Consider the following 21,749-nt stretch of genomic DNA (forward strand, 5'->3'; position numbering starts at 1 on the left):
TCATTCCGCCCGCCAGAAGAGGATGCCCATCGTGAACGCCGCTGGCCTGCGTGCCGCCACCGCGGTCGTGGCCGGCCTGCTGTTGCCTGCCCTGGCCGCCGCTGCGGATTGCAGGACGCCGCTGCGCATTGCCTGGCCCGCCGACCGCGCGCCGTTGTCCTCCAGCGAGCAGGGCCAGCCGCGCGGGCTCAGCGCGCAGTACCTGAAGCTGCTGGGCGCGCAGCGACCACTGCAGATGCAGCCATTGCCAACCGCCGCCATCGCCGAGGGAACGGTGCCGCCCGACGTCCAGGCGCTGCTGGGCTGGTCGCGCTCGCAGTTGCCGACGGGGTGGGTGGCCAGTGCGCCCTACGTGCAGCTGCCACAGGTCATTGTGCGGCGCCGGGATGCATCGCCGGTGCTGGGCCTGGAGGCGTTGCGCGGAGGCACCGTGGCCAGTCCCGACCCGCTGTCGCTGGTCGGGGCGCTGACGGAACAGGCGTCTGGCGTGCAGCTGTTGCCCCCCGCCCCCATCGACGACGCCCTGTCACTGCTGGGCACGGGCCTGGTCGATGCCGTGGTCGCCAATCTTGGAGAGGTCGAGGCCGCGTTGCGCCACTATCAGGGCGAGCCGCTGGTAATCGCTGCGCCCGCCGGAATCGACGACGCGCCGGTGCTGGCCACCGTGCCCGCCTGCGCCGACGTCATCCCGGTGTTCGAGCGGGCCGTGTCGCAGCTGACCGCGAACGAACGCGAGGCGATCCGCACGGCCTGGCTGCCGAACCAGCCGCGACACCCGCCCTCTGCGTCCCCCCTGCGCTGGCTGGTGCCGGCCTCGCTGACCCTGCTGGCGCTCATGCTGGTGTACGCCTTCGGCTACTGGCGCGTGCATCGCGAGAGCGAGCGTCGCCGCGTGGCTGCGCAACGCCTGCAGGAGGTGACCTCGAACCTGCCAGCGGTGGTCTATCAGGTGCGTCGCTCTGCCACCGGCCACTACAGCTTTCCCCAGATCGCAGGCGACGTGCAGGCGTTGTTCGGAATCAGCGTGGAAACCGCCCTGATCGATCATCAGCGCCTGCTGGCAGCGGTTCATCCCGACGATCGCTCGCGGCTGATGGACACCGTCGACGCCGCTGCCCTGGCGCGGGGCCCGATCGATGTCACCTTCCGCACGCGCTCGCCACAAGGCTGGCGCTGGGTCCACTCGCATGGACGGCCGCTGTCCCTGGACAGCGGCGACGTCGAGTGGAGTGGCTACTGGATCGACGTAAGCGGAGTGCAGGCGCGCACCCATGCGCTGGCCGAGGCGCGCCGTGCGGCCGAGCAGGCAGCGCTGGCCAAGGCCCACTTCCTGGCGACCATGAGCCACGAGATCCGCACGCCGATGAGCACCCTGCTGGGCATGCTCGAGCGGTTGGAGGGCAGCGATCTGGATCATCGCCAGCAACAGGTGCTGGTGACCGTGGGTGATGCTGCCCAGATGCTGCGGCAGATCCTGGACGACGTGCTGCACAGCCAACGGCTGCAGGCACTGCCGCCGCAGCTGCGACCCACGAGCGTGGCGGCACTGGTGCGCGCGGTGCAGCAGTTGCTGATGCCGGTGGCGGCCAGCCGGGGCCTGCATCTGCGTATCCAACTTGATCCGGAATTGCAGGCCGGATCGCTGGCCGACGGCCTGCGCCTGCGCCAGATCCTGTTCAACCTTGCCGGCAACGCGCTCAAGTTCACCGAGCATGGCGGCGTGGATCTGCAGGTGCAGGTGCTGCAGCAGCACGATCGCGGCCAACGTCTTCGCCTGCAGGTCAGTGACAGCGGGGTGGGCATCAGCCCGGAACGGCAACAGGCGGTGTTCGCTGCCTACACCCAGGCCGAGGCATCGACAACGCGCCGTTTCGGCGGCAGCGGCCTGGGCCTGGCGATCTGCCGTGAACTGGCTGCATCGATGGAAGCAGAACTGTGCCTGCGCAGCGCGCCAGGCAAGGGCACCACCGTGTGGCTGGAACTGGATCTGGACGCCTGTGAGTTGCCTGCCGAGGCATTGCCGCTTCCGGCAGAGGCGGCGCGGCCACTGTCGTCGGCCCGGGTGCTAGTAGCTGAAGATCACCCCACCAACCTGCACCTGCTGGAGCAGCGCCTGCATGATCTGGGTCTGCAGGTGCACGCCTGCACCGATGGTCGCCAGGCCTTCGAGGCCTGGCAGGCGCGGGCGTTCGACCTGGTCATCACCGACTGCCACATGCCGCACATGGATGGCTTTGCCTTGGCACGGGCCATCCGCGCCGACGCCTGCGCGGTTCGCGCGCAGGTCCCGATCATCGCGCTCACGGCCAGCGCGCTGGGTCGCACCCGCGAGGCCTGCCGCGAAGCGGGCATCGATCATTTCCTGGCCAAGCCGGTGGCGGCGCAGGAACTGCGGGGCTTGCTGGCCGTGCTGCTGGCGCCGGAATCAATGCGCCAGTAGGCGGATGATGCTGGCGGCGGCGTCGCGGCCTTCGGCCACGGCGGTCACCACCAGGTCGGCGCCACGCACTGCGTCACCGCCGGCGAACAGGCGCGGGTGCGCGGTCTGGAATGGCAGGCGGTCCTTGCCGCCAGCCACGATGCGGCCGTTGGACCGGCCTTCCACGCCGTGCTCGGCCAGCCACGCCGGCACGGTTGGCGAGAAGCCGAAGGCGATGATCACCACGTCGGCCTCCAGCAGCGATTCGCTGCCTTCGATCGGCACCGCATTCTGGCGGCCATTGGCATCGGGCTCACCCAGCCGGGTTTCGACCACGGTCACGCCGATCACCTCATCGTCGGCGCCGGCTTCGATCGACAGCGGCTGGCGGTTGAACAGGAAGCGCACGCCTTCCTCGCGCGCATTGGCCACTTCGCGCGCGCTGCCGGGCATGTTGGCTTCGTCGCGGCGGTAGGCACAGGTGACCTTGGCCGCGCCCAGCCGCACCGCGCTGCGCACGCAGTCCATGCCGGTATCACCGCCGCCCAGCACCACCACGCGCTTGCCGTTGAGGTCGGGCAGGGCGATGCTGTCTTCCCAGCCGGCAATCGGCCGGCCCTTCGGATCATCGCCGCCGACGATGCGGCTGTTCTGCACCAGGAACGGCAGTGCCGGCAGCACGCCCTTCAGGTCCTGGCCGTCGAGGCCACCGTCGGTATAGCGGTAGGCGCCGGTACCGACGAACACCGCATCGTGGCTGTCCAGCAGCTGCTGCACGCTGAGGTCACGGCCGATCTCCACACCGAGGCGGAACTGCACGCCCATGCCCTCGAGCACTTCGCGGCGGCGGTGGATCACATCCTTGTCCAGCTTGAAGCTGGGAATGCCGAACTGCAGCAGGCCGCCGATCTGCTCATAGCGGTCGTAGACCACGGCGGCAATGCCGGCGCGCGCCAGACGGTCGGCACAGGCCAGCCCGGCCGGGCCGGCGCCGATCACAGCCACGCTGCGGCCGGTCGGCTGCACCGCGCCCAGGTCCGGGCGCCAGCCCGTGGCCAGCGCGGTATCAACGATGTACTTCTCGACCGCGCCGATGGTGACCGCACCGAACTCTTCCAGCGTGCAGCTGCCCTCGCACAGCCGGTCCTGCGGGCAGACCCGGCCGCACACTTCCGGCAGCGGGTTGGTGCTGTGGCACAGCGTGGCCGCTTCGTGGATGCGGTTTTCCTGCACCAGCTGCAGCCACTGTGGAATGGCGTTGTGCACCGGGCACTTCCAGCTGCAGTAGGGGTTGCCGCAGTCCAGGCAGCGACCGGCCTGGTACTGGGCATCTTCCTTACCGAACTTGCCGTACAACTCACCCCAGTCGCCGGACGTGCGCAGTTCCACCGGAATGCGCTGCGGCATGGTGCGGGGCAGGTCGAGGAACTGGAAGGCGTGCTTGCGGCTCATGGCGGGCTCTGTGGTGTTTTGCGGTCGCCGGCCAGCGGCCGGCACTACGTGGTCCTGGGTTGCCGGCAGCGGCCGGCACTACCGTTACGCGGCGCGTCGCAGGGTTTCGGTCAGCGACTCGATGCTGGCGGCCTTCGGTTTGACCAGCCAGAACTTGCCGATGTAATCGCGGAACTCGTCCAGGATCTGCTGCGCCCAGATGCTGCCGGTCAGCTCGCGGTGGCGGCCGATCAGGCGGTGCAGGTGCTGGCGGTAGTTCTCGAAGCCCTCGGCGGAGACGCGATGGATGTCGATCAGCTCGTGGTTGTAGCGGTCGACGAAATCGCGGTCGACGTCCAGCACGTAGGCCAGGCCACCGGTGAAGCCGGCACCGAAGTTCAGGCCGACCTTGCCCAGTACCAGCACCACGCCATCGGTCATGTACTCGCAGCAGTGGTCACCGGCACCTTCCACCACCGCCAGCGCGCCGGAATTGCGTACCGCGAAACGCTCGCCGGCGCGGCCAGCGGCGAACAGCTCGCCACCGGTGGCGCCGTACAGGCAGGTGTTGCCGATGATCGCGGTGCTGCGCGCTTCAAAGCGCGCGCCACGCGGCGGGCGCACCACCAGGCGGCCGCCGGCCATGCCCTTGCCGACGTAGTCGTTGGCTTCACCGTCCACTTCCAGGTGCAGGCCACCGACATTGAAGGCACCAAAGCTCTGCCCGGCGCTGCCACGGAAGCGCAGTTCCAGCGGTGCCTCGGCCATGCCCTGGTTGCCGTGCGCGCGCGCCACCGCACCGGCCAGGCGCGTGCCGATGCTGCGGTCGGTGTTGTGGATCAGGAAGCGATGCTCGCCACCGCGCTTGTGTTCGATGGCCGGCGCCAGCAGGCCATCCATCTGCGTGGCCAGGCCGTCCGGCGATTCGTACAGGCGCTGGGCGGCGCAGTGGCTGCCTTCGTAGCGGGCATCGGCCAGCAGGCGCGACAGGTCCACGCGCACGCCGTCACGCGGCGCGGCCTCGATCTGCCGCAGCAGGTCGGTACGGCCGACGATCTCTTCCAGCGAACGTGCACCCAGGTACGCCAGCCAGCCGCGCACTTCCTCGGCCAGCAGGCGGAAGAAGTTCTCCACGCGTTCGGGCTGGCCGGTGAAGTGGTTCTCGCGCAGGCGCTCGTCCTGGGTGGCCACGCCGGTGGCGCAGTTGTTGAGGTGGCAGATACGCAGGTACTTGCAGCCCAGCACGATCATCGGCGCGGTGCCGAAGCCGAAGCTGTCCGCGCCGAGCAGCGCGGCCTTGACCACGTCCAGGCCGGTCTTCAGGCCACCATCGGTCTGCAGCAGGGTGCGCCCGCGCAGGTCGTTGGCCAGCAGCGCCTGGTGCGCTTCGGCCACGCCCAGTTCCCACGGCACGCCGGCGTAGCGGATCGAGCTGACCGGCGAAGCACCGGTCCCGCCGTCGTGGCCGGAGATGGTGATCAGGTCGGCACCGGCCTTGACCACGCCGGCGGCGATCGTACCCACGCCGGCATGGCTGACCAGCTTCACCGACACCAGCGCGGTCGGGTTGACCTGCTTGAGGTCGTAGATCAGCTGCGCCAGGTCTTCGATCGAATAGATGTCGTGGTGCGGCGGCGGCGAGATCAGGCCGATCCCAGGCCGGGCATAGCGCAGGCGCGCGATCAGTTCGTTCACCTTGTGGCCCGGCAGCTGGCCGCCCTCGCCGGGCTTGGCGCCCTGCGCGACCTTGATCTGCAGCACTTCGGCGTTGACCAGGTACTCAGCGGTGACGCCGAAGCGGCCCGAGGCGACCTGCTTGATCTTGCTGCGCTTTGCGGTGCCATAGCGGGCGGGATCCTCACCGCCTTCGCCGGAATTGCTGCGGCCGCCGAGGCGGTTCATGGCAATGGCCAATGCTTCATGTGCTTCCGGCGACAGTGCGCCCAGGCTGATCGCCGCGGTATCGAAGCGCGGGAACAGGGTACTGGCCGGAGCCACCTCGTCCAGCGGTACCGGCGTGGCCGCCGGCACCAGTTCCAGCAGGTCGCGCAACGCCGACGGCGGCCGTGCATGCACGGCATCGCAGTACTGCTGCCAGGCACGCGGGTCACCGCTGCGCGCCGCGCGCTGCAGGGTGGTGACCACGTCCGGGTTGTACATGTGGTACTCGCCGCCGTGCACGTACTTCAGCAGGCCGCCTACGTCCACGTCCTGCTGCGCGTCCCAGGCCTGCGCGCACAGCTCGCGTGCGTCGGCATCCAGGCGCGCGAAGCCAGCGCCACCGATGCGCGAGGCCGTATCCGGGAAGCACAGGTCCACCACTTCCGGTTCCAGGCCGATGATCTCGAACAGCTGCGCGCCGCGGTAGCTGGCCACGGTGCAGATGCCCATCTTCGAGATGATCTTCGACAGGCCCTTGTAGACGCCCTTGCGGTAGCGGCGGCCGATCTGCGACTGCTCACCGCCCTTGCTGAGCTTGAGGATGCCGCGACGGCCGAGGTCGAACAGGGTCTGATAGGCCAGGTACGGGTACACCGCGGTGGCACCGAAGCCGAGCAGGCAGGCCATGTGGTGCGGATCGCGCGCAGTGCCGGTCTCGACGATCAGGTTGACGTCGCAGCGCAGGCCCAGCCGCGACAGGTGGTGGTGGATGGCGCTGGTGGCGAGCAGGGCATGCACCATCGGGCGTCCGGCCACCGGGTAGCGGTCGGACAGCAGCAGCATCACCATGCCATCGCGCGCGGCCTGTTCGGCCTCGGCACAGATGCGCTCGATGCCGGCGCGCAGGCCCTCGTCTTCGCTGTAGGACAGATCGAGCAGGCGGTTGGCCTGCACGTACTGCTCCATCTTCAGCAGCTGGCGCAGCTTGCGCTGGCTCAGCACCGGCGAATTGAGGATGACGTGGTTCACCGTCTCCGGGCCAGCATGGAAGATGTTGGTCTCCTTGCCGAGCTGGGTGGACAGGGACATCGCGCAGTCTTCGCGCAGCGGATCGATCGGCGGGTTGGTGACCTGCGCGAAGGCCTGGCGGAAATAGTCGTACAGCGGGCGGCTGCGCTGGCTCAGCACCGCCATCGGCGTGTCATCGCCCATCGAGCCAGTGGCTTCCTGCTCGGTCTCGGCCAGCGGACGCAGCACCTGCTCCACTTCCTCGCTGCTGAGCTGGTAGAGCTTGTGGTAGCTGCGCAGGGTGCCTTCGTCGAAGGGTTCCTCCACCAGCGACGGGTCGATCAGTTCGGTCTGCAGGTAGGTCACGCCCTGCTGCAGCCACTGCTTGTACGGCGCACGGCCACGGTTGATGCGGTCGACCGCGTCGGAGTCGAGCAGGTCGCCGCGCTTGAGGTCGATCGCGATCATCTCGCCGGGGCCGAGCTTGCCCTTGCGCACCACGCGCTCGGTCGGCACTTCCCAGACGCCGGCCTCGGAGGCGACCAGGAAGTGGCGGTCGGCGGTCAGCATCCAGCGCGCCGGGCGCAGGCCGTTGCGGTCCAGCGTACACACCGCATAGCGGCTGTCGCAGGCGACGATGCCGGCCGGGCCATCCCACGGCTCGCTGTTCAGGCCGTGGAACTCGTAGAACGCGGCCAGGTCCGGGTCCTTGAACTCCAGCGACTGGGTGGCGGGCGGCACCAGGATGCGCAGCGCCTGGATCAGCTCCATGCCACCGGCGACCATCAGCTCCAGCATGTTGTCCAGGCTCTGCGAATCCGAACCGTGCATGGAGATGACCGGGTCGAATTCACCAATATCGAAGCGCGGCGTCTTCCACACCTTGCTGCGCGCCTGCGCCCAGCGACGATTGCCCTCGATGGTGTTGATCTCGCCGTTGTGGGCGAGCATGCGGAACGGGTGGGCGAGCGGCCAGCGCGGCAGCGTGTTGGTCGAGAAGCGCTGGTGGAACACGATCGCGCTGGAGGCCAGCTCGCGGCGCTGCAGGTCCGGGAAGAAGCGGCTGAGCTTGTCCGGCAGCACCATGCCCTTGTAGCTGATCGCATCCGGGGTGAGGGTGGTGACGTAGAAGTCGGCGTGTTCGCGCAGCTGCTGTTCGCTGCGGCGACGGGCCAGGAACAGCGCCAGTGCGAAGCCGGCATCATCCTGGCCAACCCCGGCATCGACGAACACCTGCTCGATGCGCGGCAGCGTGTCGCGCGCCAGTTGGCCGCAGACGCTGTCGTCGGTCGGTACCTCGCGCCAGCCAGCGACCTTGCAGCCCACCGCTTCCACCTGCGCCTGCAGCTGCGCGCGGCAGGCCTGCGCAGCGTCGGCGTCATGCGGCAGGAATACCAGGCCGGCGGCGAAACGCGCGGCGGTGGTGATGCCGGCTTCGCTGGCCAGCAGTTTCAGGAACGCATCGGGGCGGCGCAGCAGCAGGCCGCAGCCATCACCGGTCAGGCCATCGGCGGCGACACCGCCACGGTGGGTCATGCGCGAAAGCGCGGCGATGGCGGTATCAACCAACAGGCGCGATGGTTGATCGTCGAGCTGGGCGACCATGCCAAATCCACAGGCATCGCGCTCGGAGCGCGGGTCGTAAAGCCCTTGGCGGTTGCGGGGGGCCATCTCTACCTCGATGCGTATAGGGTTGGCGGCGACACTCGTCCCCGCTCATTCCCTGGAGCGCATCGTGAGGCCACCGGATGCCTCGACTAGATCACAGGTTGCTGCAACGCCGCAATACACGGTTGCAGGTGCAACGGAACGCGCCGGCAACCCAGTGCCGGCGCGGGGCGGGACTCAGCCGCAACGCACGCCGCTGACGGCGCCCTTGTCGTCCACTTCGATGTTCAGGCGGTCGCCGAGGAACTCCATCGTGGCCACATCATTGGGCTTGAGCACGCGCACCTGGCTGGCACCTGCATCTTCCTGTGCCTGCTTGCCGAGGGCATCGGTGTAGGCCTGGCCGACCAGGCTCTGTACCTGGCTGGCATCGCAGGTGCCGACCGGCGGAGCCTCGGTGGCCTTGCCGGCGTCGTCGGCCGGCGCCTTGGCTGCTTCGGCGGCCTGCTGGGCGTGGGCGGTGGCCGAATCCTGTTCATCCAGCGCCGGTGCCTGGCAGGCGGTCAGGGCCAGCACGGCCGGCAGCAACAGGGCGGAGAGCGAACGGGCGCGAATCGGGAACGACATCATGACTCCGGAAGGGGTTGTGAAGACCCGAGCATAGCGGCGAACCGGCCCTCACGTGTTTGTCTTGTGTTATCGACAGGATCGCGGCATGGCGACGGCGACACTGGCGGCATGCCAACTCCCTCCACCCCCGAACGACAGGCAGCGCGCGCGGCCGGCCTGCGCTATGTCGACGACACCCAGCCGGGCATCAGCCGGCGCCGCGCCGGCAAGGGCTTCAGCTACCGCGATGCTGATGGCCACGCGATACGCGACGCCACCACCCTGCAACGCATCCGCGCACTGGCGATCCCACCGGCCTACACCGCGGTGTGGATCTGCGCCCATGCCAACGGCCACCTGCAGGCCACCGGTCGTGATGCGCGCGGTCGCAAGCAGTACCGTTACCACCCCGATTGGGCCAGGGAGCGCGATGCCGGCAAGTTCGACCGCATCATCGCCTTTGGCGAGGCGTTGCCTACGCTGCGGCGGCGGCTGTCGCGGGATCTCAAGCGCCCCGGTTTCCCGAAGGAGAAGGTGCTGGCCATGGTGGTCGCGCTGTTGGCGGACACGCTGGTGCGGGTCGGCAATGAGACCTATGCGCAGCAGAACCGTTCGTTTGGACTGACCACACTGCGAAACCGGCATCTGGAGCTGCTGCGCGGTGGCCGCGTGCGCATGCGCTTCCGTGGCAAGTCCGGGCAGCTGCAGGAGGTCACCGTGGGCGACCGCAGGCTGGGGCTGCTGGTGCGGCGCCTGCAGCAGCTGCCGGGGCAGGCGTTGTTCCAGTACCGCGATGACGACGGTGCGCTGCAGCCGGTCGACTCCGGCGCGGTGAACGACTACCTGCGCGAGGTGATGGGCGAGGACTTCACTGCCAAGGATTTCCGCACCTGGGGCGGGACGGTTGCGGCGGTGCAGGCGTTTGCCGCCACCGAACTGCCGGAACCGGCCAGCCAGCGCGCGCTGGCGCAGGCGCAGCGCGCGGTGGTGTGCGAAGTGGCGTCGCTGTTGGGCAATACCCCGGCGGTGTGCCGCAAGGCCTATATCGACCCCTGCGTGTTCGCCGGCTGGGAGCGCGGCGAACTGGCCACGCTGGCCGGCCTGCGTGGGCCGCGCCAGTGGGAACAGGCGACCCTGCGCGTGCTGCGCAGGGCGCGCCGGCTCAGCCGCAGTAGATCGCGGTGATGTTGTTGGTGCGTCCCTTTTCGATGGTCAGGCGGTCGCCGCCTTCGCTGGCCGGCGGCACCCGCGGGCCGTCGTGGCGCAGTACCCGTACGTGCAGGCTGTCGCTGTCCACCCGTGCGCGTGCGACGGTGGCGTCCGACGCGGCCAGGCCAAGTGCGCCGCGCACCCTGTCGCTGTGGCACTGGCCGGAAATCACACCGTCGATCGGCTGTACCTGGGCCACCGGTGTGCTGCTGCAGGCGGCGAGGGCAAAGCAGACGGCGGCGGTGGCGATGGCGTGTTTCATGGAGGCGTTCCTTGTGTGATTGCGTGCAGGGTGCGACGGCGCACGTGGTGGCGGAATGAATGCCGTGCACATCATGGACACGGCGCGCTCACTGCCGCCAACAGCAGGGGTGGAGACACTGCAGGAGCGGCGGATGCCGCCCCCGGTACTGCGGCGCATGCGCCCGGTAGTGCCGGCCGCTGGCCGGCAATCCCATTCCCCCCCCGAGGAGACCTGCATGGCCACCACCAGGAAAACCCCCGCCCGCCGCAAAGCCTCACCCAAGGTGCGCAAAGGCAGCACTGCAACCAGGACCATCGCCGACCCCGATCGCCCGCGCGTGGTGAAGACTGCAACCCGCAAGGCCGCCGCCAGCGATCCCCGCGCCGCCCGCGTTGCGGCACGGCAGCGGCGCCTGCAGGACCAGGAGAAGGCCAAGGACGCCCGCGCGGCCAAGAAGGCAACCAAGAAGGCAACAAAGAAGACCGCGACCCAGGCCGGAGCACGACGCCAGCCGGAGGCGATGCCGGCGCAGCAGCTGGCCAAGCCCGGGCACGAACACGAACTGGAGCTGGCGCCGCGTTTCCTTGCACCCGACTACACCGGCAGCGGCAAACTGCAGGGCATGCGTGCGATCGTCACCGGTGGCGATTCCGGCATCGGCCGCGCGGTGGCGGTGCTGTTCGCACGCGAAGGTGCCGACGTGGCCGTGCTGCACCTGGACGAGGCCGAGGACGCGGACATCACCCGCCAGCACGTGGAGCGCGAAGGCGGTCGCTGCGTGGTGATCGCCGGTGACGTGCGCGATCCGCGCTTCTGCGACAAAGCGGTGAAGCAGGTGGCCAAGGCGTTCGGCGGCATCGATATCCTGGTCAACAACGCCGCGTTCCAGCTGCACTGCGAGCGGCTGGAAGACCTGGAAGACGCGCACCTGCAGGAGACCCTGCAGACCAACATCGGCGGGTACATCCAGATGGCGCGCGCGGTGCTGCCGCATCTGGGCGAGGGCGCCAGCATCATCAACACCGGTTCGGAAACGGGAATCTTCGGCAGCAAGGCGCTGATCGATTACTCGGCGACCAAGGGTGCGATCCACGCGTTCACCAAATCGCTGGCCAGCCAGCTGCTGCCGCGCGGCATCCGGGTCAACTGCGTGGCGCCGGGGCCGGTATGGACGCCGCTCAACCCGGCCGACAAGCCGGCGCAGGACGTGGCGGAATTTGGCAAGGACAGCGACATGGGCCGGCCTGCACAGCCCGAGGAACTGTCGCCGGCCTACGTGTTCCTGGCCTCGCCGGCCTGTGCCAGTTACATCAGCGGGGTGATCCTGCCGGTGATGGGCGGGCCACGCGGGTGAACAGCACTACGGCGTGGCGCCTGCTGAACGGGGCTTCGCGCAGGTGTGTGGCGTGTGTCAACGGCTGCGCCGGTGCGGTGGGGTAGGCTGGACTCCCATACGATCACGTTCAGGGAAAGATCATGCCGGAGATGGATATCAGCGCAGCGGCCGATGAAGTCGTCGCCCTGTTGCGGCAGAACGATGCCCGTGGCGCGGCCGCCCGCCTGGAGGCCCTGCACAACGGCCAGCGTGCGGTGGTGCAGGAATCGCTGGATCGCTACATCGCGGCGCGGGGCGCCACCGAGCTTGAGGCGCTGCGACGGAGCGGTGGCGTATCCGCCACTGACGCGGCCACGGTCAAGCCGATGCTGGATCGCCTGAGCGACGCGACGCGCCCACCGCGCATGCCCGACGCCGCGGAGACTGCGGGCCTGAGCCAGGCCCAGCAGTACGACGTGTATGGCAGCATCGTGGCCCAGCGCGGCAACGCCGCAGCGAACGATGCGATGGCCACGCAGGATCGCGTGGTGCTGGGGCTGCGCGACGAGAACCGCACCACCGAGGCGCGAGGACGTGGTGTCTACGACGACCGCATCGTGGTGCTGTGGAAGGATGCGCAGGACCACGGCCATGTGCGCGAGTTCAACCAGGCCACGACAGAACCGACCGCCCAGTACGACGGACACGCCAAGACCACGCCACGCAGCCCTGGCTTCGGCAACGTGGCGCCGCGTACCAAGACCGAGGGCGAGGACGTCAACGGCGACCGGGTCAAGGATCTTGGACGGTTGGGCGAAGGCACCACCGAGATGCGCGCGACCACGCATCCGCGCAACGGCCATCCCGATGAGTTCGCGTTGCGCCCTTCGCAGGCGGCGATCACCGCCGGCGCTGGACGGGTGGAGCGCGACAGCAATGGCGATGGCTGGTTCGATGCGCGCGATACCCAGGGCGTGCAGCACCTCAACGACACCTTCAAGATCCATCGTGGCAGCCGGTCCAATACCGATTCGGCGGGCTGCCAGACCATCGGCGGCGGTGAGTACGACGACTTCGTGGCGACGGTACGCGGCACCCCCGGGCAGAACCGCTGGCAGTATGTGCTGACCTCGGTTGCGCCGGGCCAGGCGCGCGGGCTGGGACAGGACACGCCGCTCGCGGCCAATGACGATCCCCGGCAGCCGCAGCATCGCGACCATGCCCTGCAGCAGCAGATCAGCACGCACCTGCAGGCCTTGGGCGGGCGCTACGCCGAGCATGCCGATGACTACAGTCTGGTCTTGCTGCGCGAAGCGAAGGCCGCAGGCATCACCCGGGTCGACCAGATCGTGGCCAGCAATCCCAGTGGCGGCCGCGCTGCGGGTGAGACACTGTTCCTGGTGCAGGGCAATCCGGGCGATCCGGCGGCCGTGCGCGCAGGCGTCAACGCAGCCGAGGTGCGCGAGACTGCGGTGGAAACCAGCCTGCGCCAGCTGCAGCAGCAAGCGCGCGAACAGGGTGCACCCGTGCCCGCGCCGGCACAGCAGCACGAAGCACCCGCGATGGGAGGACGTTGAAGGATGGTCCGTCTACCCTTGATGTCCGGTTTGCCGTGGGTGTTGCTGCTGGCGTGCAGCGCATGCGCACCCGCCGGGGAGTACACCGTGCCGGTCGCACCTGCTGCGAAGCCTGAGGCGAAACCGGAGACCTTGCCTGCGCAGGCAGGACCCACTGAACGCGGATTGCCTGCATTGCCGGAAGCTTCCGGCAGCGCCCATTCCGGCGGCCGCTACGCTGCGCTGCCCGAACCGGCCAGGCGGGTGCTGGCGCAGTTGAAGTGCAACGTGGAGAGTGCCGGCAATGCGCAGGTGCTTTCCATTCCCGCGCAGGGTGGCCAGCAGGATTTCATGGTCACCGATCGCAGCGGACCGCGTTTCCGCTACTGGATGCGCTCGTTCTCCAGCAATGGCGGTACCACCGGGTATCTCGTGCAGCTGCAGGACTGCCCAGCAACCACCACGGGCATGCGCGCCTACATCGCACAGGGAGCCGCACCGCTGCAGGATGTCACCGCGTCGTTGCTGGCGCAGGCCGAGCTGCCTGATACGGCGACGATGACGGCTTACCAGGACAGGGGCGCGGGCGATCTGTTCGCCTTCATCGGGCAGCTGGACAAGGTGCCGGTGGTGCGCTGGGTGGCCGAAGCCGACCCCGAGCAGCCATTGGCCGACGATGCGCGCAGCTTCGACCATGGCAATGCCATCCACGGCGGTTTCCTGCGCTGGAACCAGGATCACTTCGAAGTGGCCAGGACCGTGCCGGCCGGGCTATGGCCCTGCGATGACAGCCCGTTGTTGCCGTGCAGGGGCGACCCGTTCGTGACTGGGCGTTGAGGCATCGCGCGCATAGAAATCGGCAATGCGTGGAATGAACTGCTGCGGATTGGCACCGACAAGATTGGTCAGCACCACCACCGCCACGCCGCGCTCGGGATAGACCACGAACGCCGAGCGCGCACCGCCGATACCGGCCACCTGAAGGTCGGGCGATGCGCGCAGTACCGGCCAGCCCCCCGCCCACGGGCCGGCACGGCCATCCGCCAGGCGCTCCGCGCTCCACATCCGCCGCAGGGCGGTCTCCGGCAGCAGGCGGCCTTCGGTCAGCGCGACCAGCCAGCGCGCGGTGTCGTCGGCGGTGGTGAGGATGCCGCCACCGGCCCACAGCGAAGGCGGTATGTCGTAGAACCAGTGCGACAGGCGGGACGGTGCATCCGCAGCGTCGGTGGCACGCGGGGCCAGGCTGTACATCGTCGCCGCATCGGGAATCAGGTCGTAGCTGTCGCCGAAGGTGGTGCGGGCCATGCGCGCGCTGCTGAACTGGCCGGTGGCGAGGAAACGTTCGTAGGGCATGCCGGATTGCTTCGCGATGATTCGTGCCAGCAGTACGTAGTTGGTCTGGTTGTAGGCGAAGCGCTGCCCGGGTTCGGCTTCGAGCGGCTGCGCAGTGACGGCCGCCCACGCCTGCGCTTCTGAGCCACCGCCCAGCAGTCCCTTCGCATCAAGGATGTCGGGAAGGCCGGAGGTATGCGCCAGCAGCTGGTGTATGCGTACGTCTCTCCACGCTGGCGGAAGGTCATCCAGGTAGCGCGAGGCCGGTGCGTCCAGATCCAGCTGCCCCTGCTGGGCCAGCTGCGCGGTGGTCACGCCGGTGAACGCCTTGGTGGCCGAATTGAGCGGGAAACGGGTGTCGCGCGAGGCAAGCACACCGTTCTCCACGTTGGCCAGCCCGTAGGCCTCGGACAACACCGTCTGCCCGTCCTTGACCACCGCGATCTGCAATCCCGGGATGCGCTGCTCCAGCATGATCTGGCGGATCAGGCGGCGGGTCTGGTCGTTGGCCTGGTCCTGGCTGGCAGAGACAGCGGCGAAGGGCAGTGCACTGATGAGCATGAGCAGGACTCGGAGCATTGGGCGGGACATGCGGAATTCCAGCGGGGCGTTGCGGATCGGATGCAGCGGGCGGGTCAAAGGTTTAAGCGCTCGGTGGTGCCTACCGTTCGTCGGCCCATGACTTCCGGGGGGTTGACTACAGCTGTCGTCAAGCTGACAGTGACGACACGTGTAGTCAAGGGAGTGGTGTCATGCGTGGCAAGACCATCGGGGATCAGGAACTGGCCCTGCTGCAGTACATCGATGAACATGCGCCGGCCACGGTCGGCGAGGTCGCCAGTGGCTACGGCGAGGCCCGCGGCCTGGCCCGTTCCACCGTGCTGACGATGATGGAGCGGCTGCGGGCGAAGGGGTATCTTCAGCGCCGGCAGCAGGACGGCGTCTACCGCTACCAGGCCACCCGTGGCCCGCAGAGCGTGCTGCAGGGTGCCGTGGCCCAGTTCGTCGACAACACCCTGCAGGGCTCGGTGTCGCCGTTCGTGGCCTACCTGTCGCAGCGCCAGCAGGTCAGCGACAACGAACTGGCCGAGCTGGAAGCGCTGGTCGCCCAACTCCAATCGCGTCGCCACGAGGGCTGAGCCATGGACACCACGATGCTGATTCCGATGCTGGAACGGTTGGGCTGGACCAGCCTGCAGACCGTGCTGCTGGTGGCGCTGGTGTACGGCCTGTGCCGCGCGCTGCCGTCGCTGTCGGCGGCGACCCGCTGCCGTCTGTGGTGGCTGGTCTCGCTGCAGGCCGTGCTCGGCCTGTTCTGGAGCCAGCCGTTGCAGTTGGCCTGGCTGCCGGCGCCGCAGGCGGTGGCGATGACCGCGACCGACGTGGCCGCTGACATCGTCTACCCGCTGGCCCCGGAGGCCTCGGCGCAGCTGCTGGCCGCGATGCCGCTGCCCGCGGCCGAAGTACCGGCAGTTGCGTGGTGGGCGGTCGCACTGGCCGCGCTGTGGCTGTCCGGCGTGCTGATGATGGCGCTGCGCACCTTCGGTGAGTGGCGCCGCTGCCGCGCACTGCTGGCTGCGGCGTATCCCTGCGAGGACGAGGCGCTGGTGCAGGCCCTGCAGCTGGCCTCCGATGCCCACGGCGTGCGCCGTGCGCCGCGACTGTGGATGAGCATGCAGGTGGACGCACCGCAGCTGGTCGGGCCGTTCCGCCCGGTGCTGCTGCTGCCGGCCGGCGACAACGTCCTGCAGGGCGATGCGCTGGACCTGGCACTGACCCACGAACTGCAGCACCTGCAGCGCCGTGACCTGCAATGGGGCCTGCTGCCCGCGCTGGCCCAGCACCTGTTCTTCTTCCACCCGCTGCTGCGCCTGTCGGTGCGCGAATACGCGCAGGCCCGCGAGGAAGCCGTGGATGCGGCGGTGGTCGGCCAACATGGCGCCAGCCGCCAGGCCTATGGCCGCCTGTTGCTGCAGCTGGGCGTGGCCCCGCAGCCGCATCTGGGCGTGGCCAGCGCCGCACCGAGCACCACCAGCCTCAAGCGTCGCCTGCTTTCGCTGCAGTCGCACCGGTCCTGCCCGCGTCTGCTGGCGGTGGCGCTGACCGCTGTGGTGGTGGTGGTGGGCGTGGCGCCGATGCGGCTGGTCGCAGCGCCGGTGCCGCCGGCCCCGCCCGCACCTCCGGCCGCCCCGACGGCCGTGGTGCCGCCCCCGCCGAAGGCTCCGGAAGCCCCGCCCGCACCAGCCTCGGCCGCGCGCGTTCCGGCCGAGCCGGTGGCTCCCGCACCGCCCGCAGAACCGGCCGATATGGAAGAACCCTCCGGTCCCGACGATGCCGATGTGGCCGATGTGGCCGATGTCGACGATGCCGCTGGCATGGATGAGGACCATGACGGCACGACCACCACCTCCTCCATCACGACCTACGGTCGCCTCGATCTGGGCAAGTCGCCCCGGGAGGCCTTCGTGCTGGTCGATGGTGATTCGACCTTCGCCAACGGCGGCATGGACGACGTGATGGTGGCCCGCAGGCAGCTCGGCAAGGGCCCGGCGCTGTGGTTCCGCCAGGGCGACAAGCGCTATGTGGTGCGCGACCCGATGTTGATCCAGTCGCTGCAGCGCGCCTATGCCGGTGCGGCGGACCTTGGTCGCCAGCAGAGCGAACTGGGCCGCCAGCAGAGTGCGCTGGGCCGCCAGCAGGGCGACCTGGGCAAGCAGATGGGTGAGATGGGGCGTCTGCAGGGTGAAGAGGCGCGCCGCCTGGCACTGGCCGCAGCGGAGGCCGCGCGCAGTGCGATGGCCGCGCATGACATCAATCGCGAAGCGGCGGCCGAAGCGGCGAAGGCGGCGCGGGGCGCGACCAACGACGCGGCGGTTGCACGTGAGGCCGCACGTGAGGCTGCCGCCGAGGCGCGTCGTGCGATGCAGGAAGTGGACAACGAAACCGCGCGTGCCAGCCGCACCCGCGCCATGCAGCGCCTGGCCAGCCAGCAGTCTGAACTGGCCAGCCGCCAGGCGACGCTGGGCAGCCAACAGGCCGCGTTGGGCGAGCGCCAGGCACGCGTGCATGCGCAGGCATCGCAGCAGGCGCAGCAGGTGATCGCGCGCGCACTGGCCAGTGGCAAGGCCGAGCGACTCTGATCGGTAGTGCCGGCCGCTGGCCGGCAATGGGGGGGGCCGGCCAGCGCCGGCACTACCCTGGGAACATCAACCGCAGCTGGCGCGCTCGATGCGGTTCTGCGCATCCACCTGCACGGTCACGCGGTCCTGGCGGAAGTCCATGGTCACCGCCATGCCCGGCTTGACCACCCGTGCACCGCGCGCACCGCTGTCAGCCACCAGTTTCTTGATCGTGGCTTCGTCGGCGGTCCTGCCGGTGAAGGCGTCCAGCGCCTCCGGTTTGCATTCGTGCGCGGTATCGGCCACGGGCGCTGGCGCGGGATCGTGGGAGGTGCTGCTGCCGGCATGACTGCAGGCGGCCAAGGGCAGGATGGCGAGCAGGACCAGGGGATTGAGGCGCATCGTCGGGCTCCAGGCGTGGATGGTGGCGGCAGTGTCACCGCTGCCACCGTCAGGCCGCGTCAAGGCCTATTGACCGACCAGCGCCAGCGTCTCGCGCTCGCGCTGCTCCTCGTGCACCAGCCGTTGCAGCAGCAGGGCCAGGGTCACCACGTCCTGATGGTTGTGGTCGGCCACCCGGCGCAGGTTCACCGCGTCGCCGCCGCGCAGGAAGCGCAGCCATGCGCCCGGCGCTTCCGAGCCGGGCAGGTCGTCCTCGCGCACCACGCGCAGCAGCTGGCGCTCGATGGTGGACAGCCTGCAGTTCTCCCAGGTGCCGCGATAGCGGCGACGGGTGGGGTAGAGCAGGTCCACATGGTCCAGCGCGGTGATCGGATCGCGTTGGCGCGCCAGCCGGTAGCGCGCCTTCAGCAGCGGCGCATCGTAGCTGCGGCCGTTGTAGCTGCAGAACACGGTGGAGGGCTGCAGCCAACTGGCGAAGGTGGCCAGCATCGCTTCTTCCGCAGCCATGGTGGACATCAGCAGCTGGCGGATGCGCAGGCCTTCGCCACGTTGCGGGCACACGTGCCAGTCGGCCGCGCCGATCATGAAGGCACGCGTACCGGTGCCACCGGCCAAGCCCGTGGTCTCGGTATCGAAGAACAGCAGGTCGCGCGCAGCTACATGCTGGTCCTCGCGCTTGGCGAAGGCCAATGACAGCGGGGCGGTCGGGATTGGTTGCGGCTGCAGCGATTCGATCAGGAACAGGCCCGGCGCGATCTCCTCGCCGGGCAACTGACGAACCTGTGCACTGGCGCGTGCCGGCGCGGCTCCACCGCGCGAACGCAGGCCGAGCAGGCGATGCAGACCGCCCACTTCCGGCCGACGCAGCGGTGCGGGTGCCGGTGTGGAGACCGCAGCGCCGGTCGGCTTGTGGCGGATCTCCTGTTCGACCCAGGCGAACACCGAACGTTCGGCCGGTGGTTGCCGCGCATCGTTCGCGGCCACGGGTGCCGGTGGCGCAGGGGGCACGTCCGGCGCGGCCGGTGTGCTCGCCTTCGTGTCGCCGGCCTGCCTGCGCAGCAGGCGCAGCTTGTCCAGGCTCAGGCTCACGGTGCCAGCAGCTCCATCGGGTCGCGCGTGGTCACCACCACGTCGGGCACGTGCTGGCAGGCGTCGGCATCGAACAGGTCGAGCACGCGCAGCGCCAGCGCGCGCGGCGAAGTCTCATCGTCTTCCTGCGCGGCCAGCACCGGGCCCACGCAGGCCGGGCAGCCGGCCCTGCAGTCGCAGCGCTGCACCAGTTCGCGCGCGCGCTGCACCAGTTCGGCCTGGCGCTGCCACAGCGGTTCGCTGAGGCCGACGCCGCCGGGGAAGTTGTCGTACAGGTAAACGGTGGGCACGAACTCCTGCAGCAGCTCCACCCCACCGGGATCGCCCTCGCTGCCGCGCAGCTGGCCGCGGCCGCTCTGGTCGGCGATCGCGAACCAGGAACCATCGCCGTTGCCCACCGACTTCTGCAGGTCGCGCGCATCGGCCATCACCGCCACGGTGGCGACGATGTGCAGTGCATACGCGGCGCCGAGGAAGCCATCCAGCGCATCCTGCTTGCTGGCGAACGCGCGCAGCAGCAGCGCCTGCGGCAGCTGCCACCACACCGCAGTGGTGTGCAGTTCCTGGTCGGGCAGGTTCACCGGTCCGTAGCCGATGTTCTCGTGGGTGTAATAGCGGATCTTCTTGTAGCCGGCCACGCGGCGCACCACGTGCACTTCGCCATGATGCGAATCGCCACGGCCGGCCACGCCGCCATCGAAACGGTCCAGCACCTTGAGCTTGGTGAAGTCGATGCTGTCGGTGTAGTAGTCCACGTGGGTGCGGGTGACGTAGGCCTTGCGCCCCTCCCAGTCCAGCGTCTCCACCTGGTACGGCGTGGACTGCACCATGTGGATGGCGCCCTCGTACAGAGTGAGCGCGGCGGCGGAGTAATCGACCTCGGCGATGATCTGCTGGCGGCCATCGCTGCGGTCGACCACCACGAAGTTGCCGTCGGCCACCGCACGCAGGCTGACCGCGTTGGCCGGATAGCTGTCGGCGATCCATTCCCAGCGCTCGCCTTCGCGGTGGATCACTTCTGTCTCTGCCAGCGCTTCCAGGAATACCTCCGGATCGATCGGGCCGAAGCCATCGCCGACCCGGAACGGCAGCTCGAAGGCCGCGCAGCGGATATGGTCGAACAGGATCAGCGGCTGGTCCGGCGCGATGCGCGCGTGCTCGGGCGAGGCCTCGGCGAAGAAGTCCGGGTGGCGAACCACGTACTGGTCCAGCGGCTGCGAGCTGGCCACCATCACTCCCAGTGCGGGTTGCTGGCGGCGGCCGGCGCGGCCGAAGCGCTGCCAGGTGGCGGCCACGCTGCCGGGGTAGCCGTTGAGGATGACCACGTCCAGGCTGCCGATATCCACGCCCAGTTCCAGCGCCGACGTGCTGACGATGCCGTCGATGTTGCCGGCACGCATCGCGCGCTCGGTCTCGCGCCGCTCGGTGGGCAGGTAGCCACCGCGGTAGGCGCGGATGCGCGGCGGTTTGCGCGGGTCGTGGTCGAAGATGTCCTTCAGGTACTTGGTCAGCACTTCCACCATCAAACGTGTCTGCGCGAACACCAGGGTCTTCAGCCCGGACTTGATCGCGATGCGCGCGATGCGGTTGCTCTGTGAGCGCGCCGAGGCGCGCAGGCCCAGGTCCGGATTGATCACCGGCGGGTTCCACAACAGCACCTGTTTCGGCCCGCTGGGCGCACCGGATTCAGTGATGGCAGTCACCGGGGCCTCGATCAGCGCCTCGGCATGCGCCTGTGGGTTGCCGATGGTGGCCGAGCACAGGATGAACTGCGGTTGCACGCCGTAGAACGCGCAGATGCGCTTGAGCCGGCGCAGCACGTTGGTGACGTGGCTGCCGAACACGCCGCGGTAGGTGTGTACCTCGTCGATGACGATGTAGCGCAGGTTCTCGAAGAACTGCGCCCACTTGGTGTGATGCGGCAGGATGGCCTGGTGCAGCATGTCCGGGTTGGACACCACGATGTCGCCATGCAGGCGGATGGCCTGTCGTGCATCGCCGGGCGTGTCGCCATCGAAGGTGAAGGCCTTTACGCCCAGATCGCCGGCGCGGTTGAGTTCCAGCAGCTCGGCCACCTGGTCCTGGGCCAGTGCCTTGGTCGGGAACAGGTACAGCGCCTTGGCCTTGTCCTGCATTGCCGCGCTGACCACCGGCAGGGTGTAGCACAGCGACTTGCCGCTGGCGGTGGGGGTGACGATGGCCACGTGCTCGCCGCGCTGGCTGGCCTCCCAAGCTTCGGCCTGGTGGCTGTAGAGCTGTTCGATGCCACGCGCCTTCAGCGCAGCGGCCAGGGCAGGCGGAACTGAATCGGGAATGGGCGCATAGCGGCCTTCGCGGCCGGGAATGGCAAAGCTGCCGGTGATGCGGTCCTGGTAGCGGCGCTGCAGGCGCGCGCTGAGCAGGGCGCCGTCGCGGGCGGGCAGGCCGTCGCGCGTGGCGAGCTTCTGCTCGGCATCGGCGGTGCGCTTGGCGAGTTCGTAGGCCATGGAAGATGGAGCCGGGACGGATTGCGAGGGGTCACATGGCA

The 21,749-nt window shown here is 69.1% G+C and carries 15 protein-coding genes; 7 read left to right on the forward strand and 8 right to left on the reverse strand.

Features of this window, described 5'->3' with window-relative positions; genetic code table 11:
- The first annotated feature begins 31 nt into the window (after window positions 1–31).
- Complete coding sequence (locus Q9Q79_RS00315) at window positions 32–2,440, forward strand: ATP-binding protein (protein ID WP_044571112.1); 2,409 nt, start codon at window positions 32–34, stop codon at window positions 2,438–2,440.
- Here the strand turns inward: Q9Q79_RS00315 and Q9Q79_RS00320 are convergent.
- The 3 genes from Q9Q79_RS00320 to Q9Q79_RS00330 all read right to left on the reverse strand — a co-directional run bounded on the left by Q9Q79_RS00320 (window position 2,426) and on the right by Q9Q79_RS00330 (window position 8,974).
- Entirely contained in the window at window positions 2,426–3,871 is a 1,446-nt protein-coding gene (locus tag Q9Q79_RS00320; RefSeq protein ID WP_012478696.1) for an FAD-dependent oxidoreductase, read from the reverse strand. The genes Q9Q79_RS00315 and Q9Q79_RS00320 overlap by 15 nt on opposite strands.
- Before the next feature lie 84 nt (window positions 3,872–3,955).
- Window positions 3,956–8,410 (reverse strand): glutamate synthase large subunit, encoded by a 4,455-nt coding sequence (gene gltB, locus Q9Q79_RS00325; protein ID WP_201863855.1) that lies wholly within the window; start codon window positions 8,408–8,410, stop codon window positions 3,956–3,958.
- A gap of 174 nt (window positions 8,411–8,584) precedes the next feature.
- Window positions 8,585–8,974, reverse strand: a complete 390-nt coding sequence (locus Q9Q79_RS00330) for an I78 family peptidase inhibitor (protein WP_005407509.1) — start codon at window positions 8,972–8,974, stop codon at window positions 8,585–8,587.
- Between the two features lie 111 nt (window positions 8,975–9,085).
- Here Q9Q79_RS00330 and Q9Q79_RS00335 point away from each other — a divergent pair, with 111 nt between their 5' ends.
- The gene (locus Q9Q79_RS00335; RefSeq protein ID WP_005407510.1) at window positions 9,086–10,141 is read left to right on the forward strand and encodes a DNA topoisomerase IB; all 1,056 of its coding nucleotides are present in this window, start codon (window positions 9,086–9,088) and stop codon (window positions 10,139–10,141) included.
- Here the strand turns inward: Q9Q79_RS00335 and Q9Q79_RS00340 are convergent.
- Window positions 10,119–10,427 (reverse strand): hypothetical protein, encoded by a 309-nt coding sequence (locus Q9Q79_RS00340; RefSeq protein ID WP_005407511.1) that lies wholly within the window; start codon window positions 10,425–10,427, stop codon window positions 10,119–10,121. The genes Q9Q79_RS00335 and Q9Q79_RS00340 overlap by 23 nt on opposite strands.
- A 217-nt stretch (window positions 10,428–10,644) precedes the next feature.
- Here Q9Q79_RS00340 and Q9Q79_RS00345 point away from each other — a divergent pair, with 217 nt between their 5' ends.
- The 3 genes from Q9Q79_RS00345 (at window position 10,645) to Q9Q79_RS00355 (ending at window position 14,117) form a co-directional block, all read left to right on the forward strand.
- Window positions 10,645–11,763, forward strand: coding sequence for an SDR family oxidoreductase (locus Q9Q79_RS00345; RefSeq protein WP_005411829.1), 1,119 nt, complete (start codon window positions 10,645–10,647; stop codon window positions 11,761–11,763).
- Between the two features lie 131 nt (window positions 11,764–11,894).
- Window positions 11,895–13,301, forward strand: coding sequence for an XVIPCD domain-containing protein (locus Q9Q79_RS00350; protein ID WP_286244886.1), 1,407 nt, complete (start codon window positions 11,895–11,897; stop codon window positions 13,299–13,301).
- 174 nt (window positions 13,302–13,475) lie between these two features.
- Window positions 13,476–14,117, forward strand: a complete 642-nt coding sequence (locus Q9Q79_RS00355) for a hypothetical protein (protein ID WP_024958664.1) — start codon at window positions 13,476–13,478, stop codon at window positions 14,115–14,117.
- Here the strand turns inward: Q9Q79_RS00355 and Q9Q79_RS00360 are convergent.
- On the reverse strand, window positions 14,052–15,173 hold the full coding sequence (locus Q9Q79_RS00360) for a serine hydrolase domain-containing protein (protein ID WP_201863853.1): 1,122 nt from the start codon (window positions 15,171–15,173) through the stop codon (window positions 14,052–14,054). The two genes, Q9Q79_RS00355 and Q9Q79_RS00360, sit on opposite strands and share 66 nt — an antisense overlap.
- A gap of 191 nt (window positions 15,174–15,364) precedes the next feature.
- Between Q9Q79_RS00360 and Q9Q79_RS00365 the strand changes: the two genes are divergently transcribed.
- The gene (locus Q9Q79_RS00365) at window positions 15,365–15,751 is read left to right on the forward strand and encodes a BlaI/MecI/CopY family transcriptional regulator (RefSeq protein ID WP_005407516.1); all 387 of its coding nucleotides are present in this window, start codon (window positions 15,365–15,367) and stop codon (window positions 15,749–15,751) included.
- A 3-nt stretch (window positions 15,752–15,754) separates the two neighbouring features.
- Window positions 15,755–17,752, forward strand: coding sequence for a M56 family metallopeptidase (locus Q9Q79_RS00370; protein WP_111197701.1), 1,998 nt, complete (start codon window positions 15,755–15,757; stop codon window positions 17,750–17,752).
- 66 nt (window positions 17,753–17,818) lie between these two features.
- Here Q9Q79_RS00370 and Q9Q79_RS00375 read toward each other — a convergent pair whose 3' ends face one another.
- The 3 genes from Q9Q79_RS00375 to Q9Q79_RS00385 form a co-directional block, all read right to left on the reverse strand.
- Window positions 17,819–18,133 carry an I78 family peptidase inhibitor gene (locus tag Q9Q79_RS00375; RefSeq protein WP_201863851.1) on the reverse strand — a complete coding sequence of 105 codons (315 nt, stop codon included), beginning with the start codon at window positions 18,131–18,133 and terminating at the stop codon, window positions 17,819–17,821.
- Between the two features lie 66 nt (window positions 18,134–18,199).
- A complete protein-coding gene (locus Q9Q79_RS00380; protein ID WP_111197704.1) occupies window positions 18,200–19,222 on the reverse strand; it encodes a ribonuclease H-like domain-containing protein in 1,023 nt (340 codons plus the stop codon).
- The gene (locus Q9Q79_RS00385) at window positions 19,219–21,708 is read right to left on the reverse strand and encodes a DEAD/DEAH box helicase (RefSeq protein WP_049395469.1); all 2,490 of its coding nucleotides are present in this window, start codon (window positions 21,706–21,708) and stop codon (window positions 19,219–19,221) included. Before Q9Q79_RS00385 ends, Q9Q79_RS00380 begins: the two co-directional genes overlap by 4 nt.
- Window positions 21,709–21,749: the final 41 nt, after the last annotated feature.

It is taken from the genome of Stenotrophomonas sp. a6 (assembly GCF_030913325.1).
Classification (GTDB): Bacteria; Pseudomonadota; Gammaproteobacteria; order Xanthomonadales; family Xanthomonadaceae; genus Stenotrophomonas; species Stenotrophomonas maltophilia.

Coding starts and splice junctions, on each gene's coding strand:
- Q9Q79_RS00320 (WP_012478696.1), bottom strand. CDS start 3,871: ATGAGCCGCAAGCACGCCTTCCAGTTCCTCGACCTGCCCCGCACCATG.
- Q9Q79_RS00340 (WP_005407511.1), bottom strand. CDS start 10,427: ATGAAACACGCCATCGCCACCGCCGCCGTCTGCTTTGCCCTCGCCGCC.
- Q9Q79_RS00345 (WP_005411829.1), top strand. CDS start 10,645: ATGGCCACCACCAGGAAAACCCCCGCCCGCCGCAAAGCCTCACCCAAG.
- Q9Q79_RS00350 (WP_286244886.1), top strand. CDS start 11,895: ATGGATATCAGCGCAGCGGCCGATGAAGTCGTCGCCCTGTTGCGGCAG.
- Q9Q79_RS00370 (WP_111197701.1), top strand. CDS start 15,755: ATGGACACCACGATGCTGATTCCGATGCTGGAACGGTTGGGCTGGACC.
- Q9Q79_RS00330 (WP_005407509.1), bottom strand. CDS start 8,974: ATGTCGTTCCCGATTCGCGCCCGTTCGCTCTCCGCCCTGTTGCTGCCG.
- Q9Q79_RS00365 (WP_005407516.1), top strand. CDS start 15,365: ATGCGTGGCAAGACCATCGGGGATCAGGAACTGGCCCTGCTGCAGTAC.
- Q9Q79_RS00375 (WP_201863851.1), bottom strand. CDS start 18,133: ATGCGCCTCAATCCCCTGGTCCTGCTCGCCATCCTGCCCTTGGCCGCC.
- gltB (WP_201863855.1), bottom strand. CDS start 8,410: ATGGCCCCCCGCAACCGCCAAGGGCTTTACGACCCGCGCTCCGAGCGC.
- Q9Q79_RS00385 (WP_049395469.1), bottom strand. CDS start 21,708: ATGGCCTACGAACTCGCCAAGCGCACCGCCGATGCCGAGCAGAAGCTC.
- Q9Q79_RS00360 (WP_201863853.1), bottom strand. CDS start 15,173: ATGCTCATCAGTGCACTGCCCTTCGCCGCTGTCTCTGCCAGCCAGGAC.
- Q9Q79_RS00335 (WP_005407510.1), top strand. CDS start 9,086: ATGCCAACTCCCTCCACCCCCGAACGACAGGCAGCGCGCGCGGCCGGC.